Raw genomic sequence first — 17,607 nt, 5'->3', positions numbered from 1 at the left:
CTCATCCGATTTCCCGCTGAGGGAGGAGGCTTGCCGGGCCGCATCCTGCTGGATGCCTCTCCTCGGCCTGCCGTGTCGTAGACACTACGCCTGGTCCGGCCTGTTGTCCAGCCCATCCCAACCGTTCGAATCTACTAGCCGATCAGTTCCGTGTCAACGGTTCTGACGGCATGCAGAGAACAGTACCAGCTCCGAAGGGGTCATCCCGCCACCGGCTGGAGGTCGCCGCGGTCGGCCGCCTCCAGGTCGCCGATCTCGCCGCCGGCGGCCGCGCGGCGCCCCAGGACCAGGGCGTAGAGCAGGAAGAGCAGCTCGGCCAGGGCGCCGATCCCGATCCGGCCCCAGGTGGGCAGGCCGGAGGGAGTCACGAAGGCTTCGAGGCAGCCGCTCACCAGCAGCACGGCGGCCAGGCCGATCGCCATGCCGATCACCGCGCGCCCTTCCTCCGCGAGGGCGGCGGAGCGGGTGCGCGGGCCCGGATCGATCACCGTCCAGCCCAGGCGCAGGCCCAGGCCGGCCGCGACGAAGACCGCCGTGAGCTCCAGCAGGCCGTGCGGCAGCAGCAGGCCGAGGAAGAGGTCGAGTCGCCCGGCGGACGCCATCAGGCCCAGACCGATACCGAGGTTGAGGATGTTCCCGGCGAGCACCCAGAGCACCGGCAGCCCCAGGAACACCCCGAACACCAGGCACATCGCGGCGACCCGGGCGTTGTTCGTCCACACCTGGGCGGCGAACGAGCTGGCCGGGCGGTCGGTGTAGTAGGTCTCGTACTCGCCGCCGGGGCGGGTCATCTGACGCAGTTCGGCAGGGGTGGCCAGGCTGTCGCGGACCTCGGGGTGGGTGGCCACCCACCAGGCGATCAGTGCGGCGGCGAGCAGCGAGACCACGGCTATCGGCACCCACCAGCGGCGCGAGCGGTAGAGCGCGGCGGGGAAACTCACCGTGAAGTAGCGCGCGGCGTCCCGCCAGCCGGCCGAGCGACTGCCGGTGACGGCGTTGCGGGCGCGGGCGACGAGGGTGGTCAGCCGCCCGACCAGGGCCGGGTCGGGCGCGGTGGCCTGGACCCGGGCGAGGTGGCCGGTGGCCCGCTGGTAGAGCAGCACCAGTTCGTCCGTCTCCTCGCCGCTGAGCCGCCGCCGCTTGCTCAGGGCCTCCAGCCGGGCCCACTGCGCCTGATGGGCGGCGACGAAGACGTCCAGGTCCATGGGCGGGCTCACTCCAGATCACGGCAGGCGGTGACGGCAGGGGTCAGCTTGCCAGACCGCCCGGACCAGGGACGGCCCTTCCCGGCCTCCGGGCTGCCCCGTATGTTGGGCGCGGACATCGGGGGCGGGCCCAGCGGCACGGCGTCCCGAGCGGCGGCGGGTTCGGAGCGGACGGGCGGGTTCAGTGAGCGACCTGGTGACGGGGGAGGCCGTGGTTCTCGGCCTGCGGACGGCCAAGCTGCCGAGCAGGGCGCTGGCGGTGCTCATCGACCTGGCGGTCGAGGTCGGGGGGTTCTTCCTGACCACGCTGGTGCTGCTGACCGTACTGACCGACCTGGACAATGCGGCGGCGGCCGCCCTGGTGGTCTGCCTGATGGTGCTCTTCCTGGTCGCCGTGCCGGTGGCGGTGGAGACACTGAGCCGGGGGCGGTCGCTGGGGAAGCTCGCGATGGGGTTGCGGGTGGTGCGGCTGGACGGTGGGCCGATCCGGTTCCGGCACGCCTTGGTCCGGGGCCTCGTCGGCACGATCGAGATCATGGCGCTGAGCGGCGTGCCGGCCGCGATCTGCTCGCTGATCTCGTCGGACGGGCGTCGGCTCGGCGACATCTTCGGCGGCACCCTGGTGGTGCGGGAGCGGGTGCCCGCTGCCCGCGCGGGGATGCCGACGGTGACCGCGCCGCCGCAGCTGCTGGCCGCGGTGGGGAACGACCTGGTCCGCCTGGACCTGTCCGCCGTGCCCCCGGGGCTGTGGTTGGCGATCCGCCAACTTCTGGGCCGGACTGGGCAGTTGGATGAGGAAGTGGCGCTGCGGATGGCGCACCAGCTGGCCGGTGACCTGGCTTCCCGGGTGCACTGGCCGGTGCCGCCGGGCCTGCATCCGGCGCTCTACCTGAGCGCGGTGCTGACCGAGCGCCAGCGCCGGGACTGGCAGCGGACGGCGGGGGCCTTCGCGGCGAACGCGATGCAGCCCGGGGGCGGCGCCCAGCCGCTCGGCTGGGGGGCGCCGGCTCATCCGATGACGCCCGCGATGCCGCCGGGAGTGCCGATGCCGGGGATGCCCGCGGCGCCGATGCCCTCGGCACCCGCCATGCCCGCCATGCCCGCACCGCTGATGCCGGCAGCACCGGTGTCCGTACCGCTGTCCGCTCCCCCCACCGCGCCCATGCCCGCCGCCGACAGCAGCGGCGGCGGCACGGGCTTCGCGCTCCCCGGCTGACCGTCAGTCGACGTACCGCCAGGCGTTCGGCGGCGATTCCAGCTCCTCCAACTCGATGCCGGGCGCGGCGAGCAGTACGTCCCCCGCCAGGTGGACCTCGCGCTGCTCCCCGGTCTCCAGGTCCGCCACCTGGTAGTGCTCCACCCGCAGCGGCCCGCTGTCCGTCGGGTGGTCCTCGACGGAACGCAGCGTCCAGCCCTGGTCGAAGGTGCGCGGAGCCAGCGCCGCCCCGGTGAAGGAGACCAGGCGCACCCGGGCGGCGGCCCCCTCGTCGAGGCGGAGCAGTCGCGCGGTGGCGATCAGGAACGCCGGTGAGTCGCCGCTGAAGCCGTGCGCCCGGTCGTGGCCCTCGGTGGCAGTCGTACCGGTCGGGTCGGCGGCGGCGCTGCGGACCCAGGCGACACCGTCCACCGCTCCCCCGCGCACCTGCCAGCCGCCGGCCCGCAGTTCCATTCGCAGCGGGCGGCTGCGCGAGTCCAGGGTGAGGTCGACGCTGCCCAGCAGGTTGCCGTCCAGGGCGTACCTTTTGGCGACGTAGCGCCAGCCGGCCGGGCCGGGGGCGCAGCTGAACCGCTCCTCGCCGAGGAGGGTGTGGTCGTGCGGGTCATGGAGCGAGTAGCGGCCGTTCGGCATGACTCGACAGCCTACGTGCAACCTCCGGAGGGTCCGGGTGCATCAGGAGGTCGGACAGTGCGTGGAGCGCTGCCGACGAGAGGAGTGGCCGTCGATGGCCAAAGCGGAGCGGGACGCCGAATTCACCGAATTCGTCTCCTCCCGGGCGGCATGGCTGCGCAAGGTCGCGTTCCTGCTGTGCGGGGACTGGCACCGGGCGGACGATCTGGTGCAGGAGACCATCACCCGGCTCTACACCTCCTGGGGACGGGTCCGGCGCGCGGACAACATCGACGGCTATGCCCGGCGGACCCTGGTGAACGTGTTCCTGTCCGAGCAGCGGCGGGGCTGGCACCGGTTCACCAGCAGCCGGGAGACGGTGGAGGAGGAGGTGGCGGTCGACCTCGATCTCGCCCGCGATCTCGATCTGCGGCACGCACTGGCCGCGCTCCCTGCCAGGCAGCGGGCCACGGTGGTGCTGCGCTACTACTGCGACCTCTCGGTCGAGCAGACCGCCGAGGCACTGGAGTGCTCCACCGGCAATGTGAAGAGCCAGTCCTCCCGGGGGCTGGACACGCTGCGTCAGTTGCTGACGATCCGTTCGAACGTGCCTGTGAAGGGGCTGACGTGATGCCCGAGGATGTGCCCGAACTGATGGAGCAGCTGATCGAGTTGGCGGAGACGGGGGTCCCGGGCAGCCGGGTGGACGCGGAGCTGGCGATCCGCGTCGGGCACGGCCGGCGGCGGCGCCGGCGGTTCGCGGTGGGCACGGCGGCCGCGGTGCTGGCGCTGGGTGTGGGCGGGCTGGCCGCACTGCCCGCGGTGGGGCACGGCAACCAGGTCGCTCCGGCGATGTCGGCCAGTGGGGCGGTCACGGACACGGCGCCGGCCACCCCGGTGAACCCGTACTTCGCGCCCGCCTCCGTGCCGGCCGGCAGTACGGACCCGAAGCAGTACGTGCCGGCAGTGGGCAGCGATCCGTTGGTGGTGGAGGCCGGTTTCGGCTGGTTGCCGGGCTGGGCGGTCGACTGGGGCGGCCGGAGCGACTACCAGAGCAGCTACTGGGGGGGTGTCTTCACCTCGGTGACCGGTAGGAGCTTCACCACGCCGGGCGGGGTCCTTAAGACGCCCAGCATGGCGCTCAGGCTCTACCCTGCGGGGGCCACCCCGGGGCCGGCGGCCAACGGTCTGCCGGAGGAGCTGAAGCCGGCCGACCCGGTCAACGGGCGCGAGGCGTTCTGGATGGCCGGCCCGAAATCGAGCGCGGATGTGCGGCTGCAGTGGATGACCGACACCGGCCGCTGGGCCGAGTTGGACGGGTACGAGCTGCCGGACACGGACCCGCAGGCGGCCCTGCACCAGGTGGCCGAAAGTGTGCGGCCGTCCGCGGCGCAGATCCCGCTGCCGGTCTGGTTCTCGGATCTGCCGCCCGCCTTCAAGCTCTCGGGCTCCCTGCTGATGCAACCGAACCAGGGCACCAAGGACCCCTGGTCACTTCAACTCGTCTTCACGAACGGGGACGGCGAGATCACGGCCATGATCCGGCCGATTCCACTGGACGGGGCGTCGCCGACTCCCTCAGCCGGCTTCACTCCGACCGCGCCGTCCGGCCAGACCTGCCGCGCCGGAAACGGCGTGCAGATCTGCCTCAACGCGCACCAGGCGGACCAGATGATGGCCGAGGTCGGCACGGACGCCAACCTGCTGGCCCGCTTCCACCTGCTCGGCGCCGACCCGCGCACCTGGACCACCTGGGTGCAGCGCTGACCGCCTGGCCCCGGAACGGCCGATGGGCCGGCGCACCACGCGGTGCGCCGGCCCATCGACCACTGACGGCTCGTCAGTAGCGGTACTGCTCCGCCTTGTACGGACCCTCGACCGGGACGCCGATGTAGTCGGCCTGCTCCTGGGTCAGCGTGGTCAGCTTGACGCCCAGCGCGTCCAGGTGGAGGCGGGCGACCTTCTCGTCCAGGTGCTTGGGCAGCACGTACACACCGATCGGGTACTGCTCGGTCTTGGTGAACAGCTCGATCTGCGCGATCGTCTGGTTCGCGAACGAGTTGGACATCACGAACGACGGGTGACCGGTCGCGTTGCCCAGGTTCAGCAGCCGGCCCTCGGACAGCACGATGATCGTGCGGCCGTCCGCCTTGCGCCACTCGTGCACCTGCGGCTTGACCTCGGTCTTCACCACACCCGGCAGCTTCGCCAGACCGGCCATGTCGATCTCGTTGTCGAAGTGGCCGATGTTGCCCACGATCGCCTGGTGCTTCATCCGCTCCATGTGCGAGGACATGATGATGTCCTTGTTGCCCGTGGTGGTGATGAAGATGTCGGCGATCTCGACGACGTCCTCCAGGGTGGTCACCTGGTAGCCGTCCATCGCCGCCTGCAGCGCGCAGATCGGGTCGACCTCGGTGACGATCACCCGGGCACCCTGACCGCGCAGCGACTCCGCGCAGCCCTTGCCCACGTCGCCGTAGCCGCACACCACCGCGACCTTGCCGCCGATCAGCACATCGGTGGCCCGGTTGATGCCGTCGATCAGCGAGTGCCGGCAGCCGTACTTGTTGTCGAACTTCGACTTGGTCACCGAGTCGTTGACGTTGATCGCCGGGAACAGCAGCTTGCCGTCCCGGTGCATCTCGTACAGCCGGTGCACACCCGTGGTGGTCTCCTCGGTCACGCCCTTGATCGTGGCGGCGACCTCGGTCCACTTGCGGGGGGACTCGGCCAGGGTGCGGTTGAGCAGCTCCAGGATGATCCGGAACTCGTCGTTGTCGGCGGTCGACGGGTCCGGCGCGGCGCCGGCCTTCTCGAACTCGACACCCTTGTGGATCAGCAGGGTGGCGTCACCGCCGTCGTCGAGGATCATGTTCGGGGTCTGGCCGTTCGGCCAGGTCAGCGCCTGCTCGGTGCACCACCAGTACTCCTCCAGGGTCTCGCCCTTCCAGGCGAAGACCGGGATGCCCTGGGGGTTCTCCGGGGTGCCCTCGGGGCCGACCGCGATGGCGGCGGCGGCGTGGTCCTGGGTGGAGAAGATGTTGCAGGAGCACCAGCGGACCTCGGCGCCCAGGGCGACCAGGGTCTCGATCAGCACGGCGGTCTGCACGGTCATGTGCAGCGAACCGGTGATCCGGGCGCCGGCCAGCGGCTGGCTGGCGGCGTACTCCTTGCGGATCGACATCAGGCCGGGCATCTCGTGCTCGGCGAGCTGGATCTCCTTGCGGCCGAAGGGGGCCAGGGAGAGGTCGGCTACCTTGAAGTCGCCGGTGGTGTTCGACATGCGGGGTTGCTCCTCGCTGCGTTCGGTCGGTGGGAACGGGTGTGCTGGACGGCGGGGCGGCCCGACGGGGCGCTCCGCTGCGCGGCACAAGCCGTCGGAGGACCTCTCTCCCTCGACCCTGATCGGATCGACCGCCATCAGCAGCGACGTTTGACACCGTCCACGAATCTACACCGAGCGGGCGCGCCGGCGCGGGCGGATCACGGGTTTTGCGCCGGATCCGCCCGCACTGTGCGCGGTCAGAGCGTGACGGTGGCGCGGAACAGGGTGCCCCGCCCGGTCAGCGCGGTGGCCTGGCCGGTGGCCGGCAGGTAGGCGGACTGACCGCGGCTCAGCTGGAGGGCCCGGCCGGTGGCGTCGGTCAGGGTGACGGCGCCGGCGGTGCAGAGCAGGATCTGCGCGGCGCGACCGTCCACGGTCCGCTCGGTGCCCTCGGTGAGCTGGAAGCGGCTGAGCCGGAACTCGTCGATCGGGACCGGGAAGAGCTCCTCGCCGGCGTCGTCGGCCACCGGGCGCAGCACGCCGGGGTCGCTGGCGTCGAAGACCACGACCTTCAGCAGCTCGGGGACGTCGATGTGCTTGGGGGTGAGGCCGCAGCGCAGCACGTTGTCCGAGTTGGCCATGATCTCCACGCCGGTGCCGCGCAGGTAGGCGTGCGGCACCCCGGCGCCGAGGTAGAGCGCCTCGCCCGGCTGCAGCCGGACCACGTTGAGCAGCAGCGCGGCCAGCACGCCGGCGTCGCCGGGGAAGTGGCGGGCGGCGTAGGCGTAGCCGGCCCACTCCAGCGCGTGCGGCGAGTCGGGGTGCACGACCAGCTGCCGGTCCAGCGCCGCGGCCAGCTCGGTGATGGTGGCCGCGACCACTGCGGGGTCGGTGGAGAGCACGGTGGCCAGCGCCTCGCGCAGCGCCTGCTCGGCGGGCTTGGTGCGCAGCAGGTCGATCAGCGGAGCCAGCCCGGGCACCGCCAGCTCCTCCATCAGCGCGGCGGTGGCCAGCGGGTCGCGGAAGCCGCACATGCCGTCGAACTCGTCCAGCGCGCAGATCAGTTCGGGCTTGTGGTTGGCGTCCTTGTAGTTGCGGTGCCCGGCCTCGACCGGCACCCCGGCCGCGTCCTCGGCGGCGAAGCCCGCCTGGGCCTGGGCCCGGCTGGGGTGCACCTGGAGCGAGAGCGGGATCTCGGCGGCGAGCACCTTGAGCAGGAACGGCAGGGCCGGGCCGAACTTCTCGACCGATTCCGCGCCCAGCTCGGCGGCCGGGTCGGCGGCGATCACCGTGGCGAGCTCGACCGGGCCGGCGCCGCGGTCCAGCCGGGAGGAGTCCCCGGGGTGCGCACCCAGCCAGAGTTCGGCCTGCGGCTCGCCGGTGGGCTGCACGCCGAGCAGCGCGGGGATCGCGGTGGTCGAACCCCAGGCGTAGGGGCGGACGGTGTTGACGAGGCGGTCCATGCGGGGGCCTTGCTCCTAGGTGTCGGCGGCCGGGTCGGCTGGCTTGCTTGTCGAGGCTGTCTCGCTTTTCAACGCGTTGCCGACCCTAGCCGACTCGGTTCAGTGCCCCGACCGGGTGGCCAGGCCCAGGTAGACCGCCGCGAAGTCGCCGAGCGAGACCAGCTCCGCCAGGGCGGCCAGCGGCTCGGGGCGTTCGGCGGTCAGCTCGGTCAGCCGCACCTCGTGGGCCTCGGCCAGCCGCCGCGCCCGGCGGACCGCGTGCCCGGCCGGCCCGGGCTCGGCGGGCGTCTCCGGTTCGCCGCCGTCGCCGTCCCCCTGGTCGGCCGGTCGCGGGGTGTGCCGCAGCAGCAGGAGTTCCAGGCTGAGCGGCTCCGGCTCCTCGACCCGGTCCCGGAAGAAGTCCTCGGGGTCGCCGCCGGCGCCGAGTTGGCCGCTGAACATGCCGCGGTGGGTGCTGAGCGCCTGCGGCAGCCGTCCGGTGACGGCCGGGCGCCCGGCCCGGTCGGCGAGCATCGCGGCCAGCCGCTCGGCGGCCACCCCGGCGGGCTCCCCCTCGCTCCACAGCAGCGGTACGGTGCCCGCCAGTTGGGCGGCCAGGCCCTTGGCGGGGTTGCGGTAGGCGGGCGCGTCGGGGCGGTGTCGGACCGCCAGCTCGTCCAACAGGTCGGCCAGCGCGGGCAGTTCCCCGGGCCCGAGGCGCAGCACGCCGATCTTCTCGGCGAGGGCCAGCAGCGGGGTGAGGAAGGCCCAGAGGGCGGCCGGGTCCTCGGGTGGCAGGTCGGGTTCGGCCGGGGCCGCCGCGGGCTCCTCCAGGGTGGCGACCGCATAGGGCAGCGGCAGGGCGCGCACCTGGGCGGCGGCCTCGGCCAGTGGACGGCCCTCGGGGGCGATCACGGTGATCGCGCAGCCGCGGGCGTAGGCCTGCTCGGCGAGCCGGATCAGGCCCTCCTCGACGCCCTCCGCGCTGGCCACCACGACCAGGTCCAACGGTCCGGCCCAGCCCGGCAGTTGCCAGCTCAGCCCGGCACTGAACGGATCGCTGGGCAGCACGTCGACGGCGGCCAGCGGATGCACCAGGGTGGCGCCGCCGACCAGGGCGGCCAGCGCCTGGCCCACCATCGGCACGCTGCCGGCTCCGGCGACCAGGACGGCGCGCGGCCGGCCCTCCGGGCGCAGCGAGCTCACTCCCGCGGCCTCGGCCAGCCGCAGCGCGGTGCGGACCCGGGCGCCGGAGGCGGCCAGGGCGAGCAGGGCGTGGTCCTGGTCGGCGCGCTGGAGGGCGGCCGGATCGTCGAGCAGGCTGTCGTCGAGCATGCGGCTAGACCTCCGGTGGCGCGGGGGCAGACGAGCAGGATCAGGCGGGGCGGCGGGCCTCGTCCACCAGCAGCACCGGGATGCCGTCGCGCACCTCGTAGCGCAGGCCGCAGTCGCTGCCGGTGCAGACCAGCTCCGGGGCGTCGGCGGTGCCGCCCTCGACCAGCTTGGCGTGGCACTGCGGGCAGACCAGGATCTCCAGCAGGAACGGTTCGAGCGTCATGGGGTGCTGCTCCGTGGGTTCGTCGCTTCGCGGCAGGACGCGGCGCGCCCCGGCCGGTGGTCAGCCTACCGGCCGGGGCGCGCCGACCCGACGATCAGGCGCGGACGATCGCCAGCACCGCGTCGCGCAGCTCGGCCATCTTGGCCGGGTCCTTGGCCTCGACGTTGAGGCGCAGCAGCGGCTCGGTGTTGGAGGCGCGCAGGTTGAACCACCAGTCGGCGCCGGCGATGGTCAGGCCGTCCAGCTCGTCCACGCTGACGCCCTCCAGCGACCCGTAGGCGGCCTTGACCTCGGCGGTCTTGGCGGCCTGGTCGGCGACCTCGCTGTTGATCTCGCCGGAGGCCGCGTAGCGGTCGTACTCCTCGGTCAGCGCGGACAGCGTGCCCGGCTGGCCGCCGAGCGCGGCGAGCACATGCAGCGCGGCGAGCATGCCGGTGTCGGCGCGCCAGAAGTCGCGGAAGTAGTAGTGCGCGGAGTGCTCACCGCCGAAGACGGCGTCGGTCTCGGCCATCCGCTGCTTGATGAAGGAGTGGCCGACCCGGGTGCGGACCGCCTTGCCGCCGTGCTCGGCGACCACCTCGGGCACCGTCCACGAGGTGATCAGGTTGTGGATGATGGTGGCGTTCTCCTCGCCGGCGGCCTTGGCCCGGGCCAGCTCGCGCACCGCGACCAGGGCGGTGATGGCGGACGGGGAGACCGGCTCGCCGCGCTCGTCGATCACGAAGCAGCGGTCGGCGTCGCCGTCGAAGGCCAGGCCGATGTCGGCGCCGACCTCCTTGACCTTGGCCTGCAGGTCGACCAGGTTCTTCGGGTCGAGCGGGTTGGCCTCGTGGTTGGGGAAGGTGCCGTCCAGCTCGAAGTACATCGGGACGACGTCGAGCGGCAGGCCGGCGAAGACGGTCGGCACGGTGTGGCCGCCCATGCCGTTGCCCGCGTCGACCGCGACCTTGAGCGGGCGGATGCCGGTCAGGTCGACCAGGCCGCGCAGGTGGTCGGTGTAGCCCTGCAGGGTGTCCTGCTGGGTGAGCACGCCGGGCTTCACGTCGACGGTCGGGACCGTCACGGTGTCGTCGTCGTTGATCCAGCTCTGGACCAGCTCGCGGATGTCGGCCAGGCCGGTGTCCTCACCGACCGGGGCGGCGCCGGCCCGGCACATCTTGATGCCGTTGTACTGCGCCGGGTTGTGGCTGGCGGTGAACATCGCACCGGGCAGGTCGAGCTTGCCGCTCGCGTAGTAGAGCTGGTCGGTGGAGCACAGCCCGATCTCGGTGACGTCGGCGCCGCGGGCGGCGGCGCCCTCGGCGAAGGCCCTCGACAGGCTCGGCGAGGACGGGCGCATGTCATGGCCGACCACGATCGCCGTGGCGCCGGTGACCTGCACGAATGCGGCACCGAAGGCACGGGAGAGGGTCTCGTCCCACTGGTCCGGGACGACGCCTCGGACGTCGTACGCCTTCACGAGCTGCTTGAGGTCGCGCACTGCGGATCCACCTTGTGTGTGTCATCTGGGCCCCGATGGCCCACGGTCACGATACGTCGGCTCGGGTGCGCGAACCGCTGAGGGTGCACCCGCGAGAGGGCAGCAGCGTACCCGGTGATCGTGACCGGATCGGAACGCTCGGCGGTCGCCCACCCGTACTGTGCTTGATCGGCGGGGGCTTCTAGTTCTCCGGCGAGCGCAGCACCCGCAGGTGCCCGCGGCGGCCGGCCTCCACCGGCTCGCCCTCGGAACCGCGGACCGGGCGGGGCCCGCGCTCCTGCGGCCGGGCCGCCTCCCGCACGGCGTTGGCCAGCGCCTCCAGGTCGTCGCTGGAGCGGCGCACCGGTCCGCCCTCGGTGGCGAGCCGGACCACCTCCCAGCCGCGCGGCGCGGTGAGCCGCTCGGCGTGCTCGGCGCACAGGTCGTAGCAGTGCGGCTCGGCGTAGGTGGCGAGCGGGCCCAGCACCGCCGTGGAGTCGGCGTACACGTACGTCAGCGTCGCCACGGCCGGACGGCCGCACGCGGTCCGCGAACAACGACGTACAGGGCTCACAGGGGTGGACGGTACCGCACCTTCGGCCGACTGGCTAAGACCGGCCGGTCGCGGCCGGTTCGTGTCGCATGGGAGCGTGCCCGGATCGGTGCTCATGTGGTCCAATTCCCAGCCTCCAAGGACTACGCTCGTCATTGATATGGACAGCTCCGTACCGCAACCGCCCGCTGCGCCCGCCGCACCCGGGTCGCCGCGCCCCCGGCGCCGCGACCGGCACGGCCGCGGCCTGCGCGGCCCGCTGGCCCCGCCGCAGGTGCCGATCTCACTGACCCGGTCCGAGCTGTTCGAGGACTACATCCGCGAGTCGGTGGAGCGGCTGGAGCGCCGCTGGCCCCAGCTGATCGACGTCGAGTTCGAGGTCGCCGAGGTGCCCGAGGAGGCCGGCGGCGCCCCCGGGCCGGACCAGGACGGGGTGCCGCTGGGCCGGGTGGTGACGGCCCGCCAGGGCGCCAAGAGCCGGATCACGATCTACCGCCGCCCGGTGGAGATCCGGGCCAAGTCCCGCGAGGACCGGGCGGCGCTGGTGCACGAGATCCTGATCGAGCAGGTCGCGGAGCTGCTCGGGCTCTCACCGGACGCCATCGACCCCCGGTACGACGAGGACTGACCGCAGTCGTCGCGCGGGGGCCGACCGGGCGCCTGCTCAGTGCAGCAGCACGCCCGGGTCCTGCTGGGTCTGCGGCACCTGCACGAAGCTGTGGTCGTCCTGCAGCGCCTGGATGGTGAACATCGGCACGTTGTCGGTGTTCACCGCCAGCATCCGGGCCGCGACCACCCCGGAGCCCGAGGTGGTCTCCACGGTCAGGCCGAAGCTGCCGTTGCCGCCGGCCGGCTCGGGGGACGCCAGGCCGACCGTGCCGCCCGCCGGGATCTGCACGTCCTTGCTGGTCGGCGTGCCACCGCCGGTGCTCGCCGAGGCCGTCACCCGGACCGTGGCGGCGTCACCCGTGGCGGTGAGCAGCAGGGTGGACACCCCGCCGGCGCGGGAGTCGGCCACGGTGGCGCGCTTGCCGACCGGGCCGGCGCCGGTGATCCAGGCCGAGTCGGACTTGCCGTTGCTGCTCCGGTCGACCCGGACGGTGGCGATCACCGGGGTGGGGTGGCTCGGGTCGCTGGGCGTCAGCCGCACCGCCGAGATCTGCTGGCGGTTCAGCTGGCCGAGGTCGACGGCGGTGACCATGCCGGCCTTGACGTGGACGGTCCCCTGGCCGTTGGCGAGGACCGGGGAGAACCAGCCGTTCTGGCCGGAGAGCTGGATCTTCAGGTCGGCGTCGTCGTCGCTGCCGGGCGCCGCCACCACCAGGTGGGCCGCCGAGAGGTCGCCGGGCAGGCCGGGCACCACCACGGTGGACGCCGGGTCCGCCGAGGCCGGGATCCAGTCCGCGCCGGCGGAGCCGTCGGACGCGTGCAGGTACGCACCGACCCGGCCGCTGCGGACCCGCACCTCGACCGCCAGGTCGGCGGTCTGGCTGGTGGTCAGGGTGGTCAGCAGCACGCTCTGCGAGGTGCCGGGGGCGACGGTGATGCCGCTGCCGGCGTCACCGGTGTCGATCGGGCCCTGGTCGCCGTAGAGCTTGATGTCGACCACGGCGGAGGTGCTCTCGGCGTCGGTCAGGCTGAGGTAGTCCTTGCGGTTGCCGGCCGTGCCGGCGCCGGCGAACCAGAAGTGGGTGCCGGCCGGGGCGCAGGTGACCCCGGACATGCCCTCGCCGCGCTGGTCGGTGACGGTGGTGGTCTGGGTGACCGTGAAGCCGGGGGCCAGCGCGCCGGTGGCGACCGCGGTGCTGCCGGGCGCGGTGTCCCCGGTGGCCGCGGTGGCGCTGACCGGGACGCCGGGCCTGGCCAGGATGATCATGGCGCTGCCGCTCTGGCCGGCGGCCGGGGAGCCGCTCGGCGAGGGCGAACCCGACGGGCTCGGGGAGCCCGAGGGCGAGGCGGACCCGGACGGTGAGCCCGACGGCGACGGCGAGCCCGACGACCCGTCGGCCGGCGCGGCGGCGGCGCTCACCGTCGCGCTGCCGGTCCCGGTGCCGGTCGCGCCGGCGGGGGTTATCGCGGTGATCTGGGTGGTGCCGGTCAGCCCCTGCATCGGCTGCGGGCAGACCACCGCGGTGCGCTCGACCTGGGCGGCGGCCGCGCTGCCGGCGGGCCGGGCGCTGGGCGCGGCCGGCTGGCGCAGCTCGGCGACGCCGAGCACCGCGGCGAGCACGGCGACGCAGGCCAGCAGCGAGCGGCCGGTGCGGCTGCCGCCGCCTGACGCACCGTCCGCCGGGCGGTTCAGGTTGATGGCGGGCATCTTCATCGCGGGTCAGCTCCGTCGTGGCGCGGGTGGCCGCCGTAGGCGGGGTCCTCGGGCTGGGCCTGGCCGGGCAGCCAGGGCTGCTGCTGGCCGTCGGCCTGGTAGCCCTGCTGCGGGTAGCCGCCGTAGCCGTACTCGGCGGGGTAGGCCTGGGCGTACGGGTCGGCCTGGTAGCCGCCCTCGGGGTACTGCTCCGCGGGGTACGCCTCGGCGGGGTAGCCCTCGGCCTGGTACGGCTGGGCGTAGGCCTGGTACGGCTGCTGGGCCGCGTACGGGTCGTAGCCGTACGGGTCGGCCTGCTGGTAGTCGGCCGGCTGGTAGGGCTGCCCGGCGTACGGGTCCGGCTGGGCCCCGACCGGCTCGGCCGTCGGGTAGGGCTCCCCGGCCTGCTGGGCCGGGATGCCGGCCGGGTGGGCGGCCGGGCTGCCGTAGACGCCGTCGTCGGGGTCGGCGGGCTCGCCGCCGCCCTCGCTCTCGCCGCGTTCGGCCATCCGGCGGGCCCGGCGGCTGCCGGGCGCCGGCGGGGCCAGGGTCTGGGCGGCCAGCGCGGCGGCGGCCACCACCTCCTCGGGCAGGTCGTCGTCCTTGGTGGAGCGGCGGCCGGGCAGCGCCAGCACCAGCAGCACCAGGCCGAGCAGCAGCTGGGCCGCGGTCCAGCCGAGGTGCGCCAGCGGCGTGGCCCGGGTGACGGCGAGGGTGCCGCCGCCGGCCGGCAGCTGGAAGCCCTGGGCCCAGCCGTCCAGGGTGACCGGGGTGAGGCGGGTGCCGTTCAGGGTGGCCTGCCAGCCGGGGTCGGCCTGCTCGGCCAGCCGCAGCACCCGCCCGCCCGGGCCGGCCGGGACGGTGGCGTTCACGGTCTCGTCGCCGGACGCCACCTTGACCGGGGCGGCGTTCGGGGCGGTGATCACCGCGCGGGCCACCGGCACGCCGGTCACCTGCCAGATCGCCGTGCCGCTGTCCCGGCTCACCGGGCTCAGCCCGGGGGTGGTGTCGAGCACCCCGCCGACCTTGGCGATCATCGGGTCCTGGACCACCACGTAGCCCACGCCGTAGCCGGCCAGCGCGCTCGCCTGGTCGGCCCCGGAGCCGGCCAGCAGGCTGCCGACCAGCTTGGCCGGTCCGTCGCCGGTGGTGCCGCCCGGGTCGACGGTGCCCTCGGCCTGGCCGAGCGTCAGGCCGGAGCCGCGGACGATCGCGAACCGGACCGAACTGGCCTGGGCGTCACCGGAGAGCACCAGGGCGCGCGGGTGGTCGCCGGTGGCGGACTCGGCGGCCACGAAGGCCGGCAGCTGGCCGGCCGCGCCGCGGTGCAGCGGGCCGGAGGAGCCGGTGACGGCCCACCACAGGGCGGTGCCGACCGGCGCCAGCACGGCGGCGGCCACCACCAGCGCGGCCACCGGCTGGCGCCAGCCGAAGGCGATGCCGGCCACTCGGGCGTTCGCCCCGTCGGCGCCGATCGCGGCCGCGGCCAGCAGGGCGATGCCGGCCAGCAGGGTGGCCGGGCCGGCCCAGGCGGCGACCGGCAGGCCGCCGGAGGCCGGGGTGATGCTGGTGCCGGCCACCACCACGGCGAAGACCAGGCCGGCCCCGGCGGCGCCCCAGGCGGCCAGCACCGCGCGGCGCCGGTCGGCGCGCAGCAGCGCGGCGAACGCGGCCAGCAGCACGCCGGCCGACAGCCAGATCGGCGGCACCCCGGCCCCGCCCGGGTTGGCCAGCAGCAGTCCGATCGGCCCGGCCTGGTGGCCGTTGAAGCCGGGCAGGCCGGCCTCCAGCAGCAGCCGGGACGGATGGCTGAGCAGCCCCAGCGACCACGGCGCGAGCACCACGACCGGCAGCACCAGGATGGCCGCCACCCGCAGGCCCAGGGAGCGCAGCACGGCCGGCCCGCTGCCGTAGGCACCGCCGCGCACTATCGCGACGGCCAGTATGGCCAGCGTCAGCGGCACGGCGATCGCCCACGTCAGCGGCACGAAGGCGGTGCAGACGGTGAGCAGGGTGACGGTCATCCAGGTGGACCGCCAGCCGGGCCGGACACCGCGCGCGGCGGTCTCCCGGCGGATGCCGAGGCCGGCGGCGATGGCGGCGGCGCGGGCCAGCGGCGGCAGCAGCACCACCAGCACGGCGGTGCCGATCCGGCCCTGGGCGATCGCCCCGGTGGCGGCGGGCAGCAGCGCGTAGCTGGCGCTGGCCCAGGCCCGCACCAGCTTGGAGCCGAGCAGCGGGCGGGAGACCAGGTAGGCGCTGACCGCGGCCAGCGGCACCGAAAGCACCAGCAACAGGGTGACGGCGAGGTCGGCGTTGTCGAAGAGCAGCCAGGAGAGCACCGAGAGCACCGCCAGGTACGGCGGCGCGGTGGCGGTGGAGCCGGAGCCGATGCCGTGCCAGCTGCCGGCGTACATGTTCCACAGGCCGGACGCGCCGTCAGCTGCGGGCAGCAGCGCGCCGCCGAACAGCGAGCCGCTGCCGAGCAGGTCGCGGGCGGCGACCAGGGTGAGCAGCAGCAGCACGGCGAACAGCACCGGGGCGGGCCGCCGGGCCAGCTTCTTGAGCAGCGCGAACTGCTCGACCTCCAGCACCTCGTTGTCGTCGTCGCCGCCGGAGGCCTCCAGCGCGCTGCCGTGCCGGCCGACCTCGTCGCCGGTGCCGCCGATGCCGAGCGAGGCGATCATGCCCTCGATGGCGAGGCGGGCGGTGGCGCCGGGCGGCGGGAACAGGCTGCGGTCGTCCAGCGCGTCCAGCGAGCGGGTCCGGGCCCGGCGCTTGCGGGCCGCCAGCAGGCGGGGCAGCCGGATCAGTTCGTGGTTCAGGCCGGCGATCTCGTCGTAGGCCTGGCGCGGGTCCTTGCCGACCAGGTTGGCCAGCACCCGCAGCAGGGTGCCGAGCACCAGCCGCAGCAGGACGTACGGGAAGAGCAGGCGGCGGGAGTTGGCGAGCAGCGTGTAGACGGCGCCGGCCTTGTCGACCCGGTGCGGGTGGTCGGCGGCGCAGTCGATCGCGCGCCGCTCGCGGCTGGCCGCCTCGGCGTGCCGCAGCACGGCGTCGGGGGCGATCACCACCCGGTGCCCGGCGGCGTTGACCCGCCAGCAGAAGTCGGCGTCGTCGCGCATCAGCGGCAACGCCCGGTCGAAGCCCCCGAGTTGTTCGAAGACGTCGCGCCGGACCAGCATGCCGGCGGTGGAGACGGCGAGCACCGGGCGGACCTGGTCGTGCTGGCCCTGGTCCTGCTCGCGACGGTCCAGGCCGGTCCAGCGGCGGCCGGAGTGGGCGATGGTGATGCCGACCTCGAGGAGCTGGCGCCGGTCGTACCAGCTGCGCAGCTTGGGGCCGACGACGCCCGCGGACGGCGTGCTGTCGGCGACCTGGAGCAGTCGGCGCAGCGCGTCGGTCTGCGGTTCGCAGTCGTCGTGCAGCAGCCAGAGCCACTCGATCGGCTGGGTCTCGCGGCGGCTGCCGGCGTTGAAGTCGTCCTCGGAGGCGAGCGGGTCGCCGAAGTCGTCCCAGCCGCCGGTCACCGGGTCGTAGCCGGACGGGTCGAGGCTGTAGGGCAGGTCCTCGGGGCGCAGCGGCGGGCTGTTGAAGACCGCCTCGGCGACGGCGGTGCCGAAGCCGGCCCGGCGGCCGAGCACGATCGGGCCGGACTCGGGCAGCCAGTCGCCGAGGGTGTCGCGCAGCAACTGCGGTGAGGTGTCGGTGCTGCCGGTGTCCACGGCGAGGATGCGTTGCACCTGCCGGTCCTGGCCGAGCAGTCCGGCCAGCGCCTGCGGCAGCCAGCGGGCACCGTCGTGGCTGACGACGACGGCGGTCACCAGGTGGCGCGGGTAGGCGGGCGGCCGGGTGGAGCCGCCGTGGGGCAGCGGGCCGGACGACGGCTGGTCTGGATAGCCGTGCTGGTGGCTGTAGGCAGTCATCGAGTGCGCGGGCCCCGGTTCCGAGTGGACGGCAGGTGGCGCACCACACTAACGGCTTCCGATGAG

14 protein-coding genes are annotated in these 17,607 nt (G+C 74.0%); 4 read left to right on the top strand and 10 right to left on the bottom strand.

The annotated features are described in order from the left end of the window. Window positions 1–200 precede the first annotated feature (200 nt). On the bottom strand, window positions 201–1,205 hold the full coding sequence (locus E6W39_RS26750) for a stage II sporulation protein M (RefSeq protein ID WP_141635687.1): 1,005 nt from the start codon (window positions 1,203–1,205) through the stop codon (window positions 201–203). A gap of 184 nt (window positions 1,206–1,389) precedes the next feature. Here E6W39_RS26750 and E6W39_RS26745 point away from each other — a divergent pair, with 184 nt between their 5' ends. Beyond that, window positions 1,390–2,421 (top strand): RDD family protein, encoded by a 1,032-nt coding sequence (locus E6W39_RS26745; RefSeq protein WP_141635686.1) that lies wholly within the window; start codon window positions 1,390–1,392, stop codon window positions 2,419–2,421. A gap of 3 nt (window positions 2,422–2,424) precedes the next feature. Here the strand turns inward: E6W39_RS26745 and E6W39_RS26740 are convergent, their stop codons facing one another. After that, window positions 2,425–3,054 (bottom strand): hypothetical protein, encoded by a 630-nt coding sequence (locus tag E6W39_RS26740; protein WP_141635685.1) that lies wholly within the window; start codon window positions 3,052–3,054, stop codon window positions 2,425–2,427. Between the two features lie 94 nt (window positions 3,055–3,148). Here E6W39_RS26740 and E6W39_RS26735 point away from each other — a divergent pair, with 94 nt between their 5' ends. Together E6W39_RS26735 and E6W39_RS26730 are read left to right on the top strand one after the other, a co-directional pair. Further along, window positions 3,149–3,664, top strand: a complete 516-nt coding sequence (locus tag E6W39_RS26735; RefSeq protein WP_141635684.1) for a SigE family RNA polymerase sigma factor — start codon at window positions 3,149–3,151, stop codon at window positions 3,662–3,664. Beyond that, window positions 3,664–4,800 (top strand): hypothetical protein, encoded by a 1,137-nt coding sequence (locus tag E6W39_RS26730; RefSeq protein ID WP_141635683.1) that lies wholly within the window; start codon window positions 3,664–3,666, stop codon window positions 4,798–4,800. Before E6W39_RS26735 ends, E6W39_RS26730 begins: the two co-directional genes overlap by 1 nt. Before the next feature lie 73 nt (window positions 4,801–4,873). On the opposite strand, the gene ahcY is transcribed toward E6W39_RS26730, so the two are convergent. From ahcY to E6W39_RS26700, 6 genes are all read right to left on the bottom strand, one after another. Continuing rightward, on the bottom strand, window positions 4,874–6,319 hold the full coding sequence (gene ahcY, locus E6W39_RS26725) for an adenosylhomocysteinase (RefSeq protein WP_141635682.1): 1,446 nt from the start codon (window positions 6,317–6,319) through the stop codon (window positions 4,874–4,876). 239 nt (window positions 6,320–6,558) lie between these two features. Next, window positions 6,559–7,764, bottom strand: coding sequence for a mannose-6-phosphate isomerase, class I (gene manA / locus E6W39_RS26720; protein ID WP_141635681.1), 1,206 nt, complete (start codon window positions 7,762–7,764; stop codon window positions 6,559–6,561). A 99-nt stretch (window positions 7,765–7,863) separates the two neighbouring features. Then, window positions 7,864–9,078 carry an SIS domain-containing protein gene (locus E6W39_RS26715; RefSeq protein WP_141635680.1) on the bottom strand — a complete coding sequence of 405 codons (1,215 nt, stop codon included), beginning with the start codon at window positions 9,076–9,078 and terminating at the stop codon, window positions 7,864–7,866. Between the two features lie 40 nt (window positions 9,079–9,118). Then, on the bottom strand, window positions 9,119–9,301 hold the full coding sequence (locus E6W39_RS26710; protein ID WP_101381555.1) for a Trm112 family protein: 183 nt from the start codon (window positions 9,299–9,301) through the stop codon (window positions 9,119–9,121). A gap of 94 nt (window positions 9,302–9,395) precedes the next feature. Further along, window positions 9,396–10,781 (bottom strand): phosphomannomutase/phosphoglucomutase, encoded by a 1,386-nt coding sequence (locus tag E6W39_RS26705; protein WP_141635679.1) that lies wholly within the window; start codon window positions 10,779–10,781, stop codon window positions 9,396–9,398. A 181-nt stretch (window positions 10,782–10,962) separates the two neighbouring features. Continuing rightward, complete coding sequence (locus tag E6W39_RS26700; RefSeq protein WP_228718372.1) at window positions 10,963–11,334, bottom strand: DUF3499 domain-containing protein; 372 nt, start codon at window positions 11,332–11,334, stop codon at window positions 10,963–10,965. Window positions 11,335–11,473: 139 nt separating this feature from the next. Here E6W39_RS26700 and E6W39_RS26695 point away from each other — a divergent pair, with 139 nt between their 5' ends. After that, entirely contained in the window at window positions 11,474–11,941 is a 468-nt protein-coding gene (locus E6W39_RS26695) for a metallopeptidase family protein (RefSeq protein WP_141635677.1), read from the top strand. A gap of 36 nt (window positions 11,942–11,977) precedes the next feature. Here the strand turns inward: E6W39_RS26695 and E6W39_RS26690 are convergent, their stop codons facing one another. Together E6W39_RS26690 and E6W39_RS26685 are read right to left on the bottom strand one after the other, a co-directional pair. Then, a complete protein-coding gene (locus E6W39_RS26690) occupies window positions 11,978–13,636 on the bottom strand; it encodes a DUF5719 family protein (RefSeq protein ID WP_141635676.1) in 1,659 nt (552 codons plus the stop codon). Continuing rightward, on the bottom strand, window positions 13,633–17,541 hold the full coding sequence (locus E6W39_RS26685; RefSeq protein ID WP_141635675.1) for a glycosyltransferase family 2 protein: 3,909 nt from the start codon (window positions 17,539–17,541) through the stop codon (window positions 13,633–13,635). The genes E6W39_RS26690 and E6W39_RS26685 overlap by 4 nt, the downstream gene beginning before the upstream one ends. Window positions 17,542–17,607 lie beyond the last annotated feature (66 nt).

It is taken from the genome of Kitasatospora acidiphila (genome assembly GCF_006636205.1).
GTDB classification, from domain to species: domain Bacteria; phylum Actinomycetota; class Actinomycetes; order Streptomycetales; family Streptomycetaceae; genus Kitasatospora; species Kitasatospora acidiphila.
The sequence above is the reverse complement of the archived record's forward strand: the minus strand, read 5'-3'. Positions and strand labels throughout refer to the sequence as shown.

Excerpts from the sequence above, each read along its gene's own strand:
- E6W39_RS26750 (WP_141635687.1), bottom strand. The coding sequence starts at position 1,205 with ATGGACCTGGACGTCTTCGTCGCCGCCCATCAGGCGCAGTGGGCCCGG.
- E6W39_RS26740 (WP_141635685.1), bottom strand. The coding sequence starts at position 3,054 with ATGCCGAACGGCCGCTACTCGCTCCATGACCCGCACGACCACACCCTC.
- E6W39_RS26735 (WP_141635684.1), top strand. The coding sequence starts at position 3,149 with ATGGCCAAAGCGGAGCGGGACGCCGAATTCACCGAATTCGTCTCCTCC.
- E6W39_RS26730 (WP_141635683.1), top strand. The coding sequence starts at position 3,664 with ATGCCCGAGGATGTGCCCGAACTGATGGAGCAGCTGATCGAGTTGGCG.
- ahcY (WP_141635682.1), bottom strand. The coding sequence starts at position 6,319 with ATGTCGAACACCACCGGCGACTTCAAGGTAGCCGACCTCTCCCTGGCC.
- manA (WP_141635681.1), bottom strand. The coding sequence starts at position 7,764 with ATGGACCGCCTCGTCAACACCGTCCGCCCCTACGCCTGGGGTTCGACC.
- E6W39_RS26715 (WP_141635680.1), bottom strand. The coding sequence starts at position 9,078 with ATGCTCGACGACAGCCTGCTCGACGATCCGGCCGCCCTCCAGCGCGCC.
- E6W39_RS26710 (WP_101381555.1), bottom strand. The coding sequence starts at position 9,301 with ATGACGCTCGAACCGTTCCTGCTGGAGATCCTGGTCTGCCCGCAGTGC.
- E6W39_RS26695 (WP_141635677.1), top strand. The coding sequence starts at position 11,474 with ATGGACAGCTCCGTACCGCAACCGCCCGCTGCGCCCGCCGCACCCGGG.
- E6W39_RS26690 (WP_141635676.1), bottom strand. The coding sequence starts at position 13,636 with ATGAAGATGCCCGCCATCAACCTGAACCGCCCGGCGGACGGTGCGTCA.
- E6W39_RS26685 (WP_141635675.1), bottom strand. The coding sequence starts at position 17,541 with ATGACTGCCTACAGCCACCAGCACGGCTATCCAGACCAGCCGTCGTCC.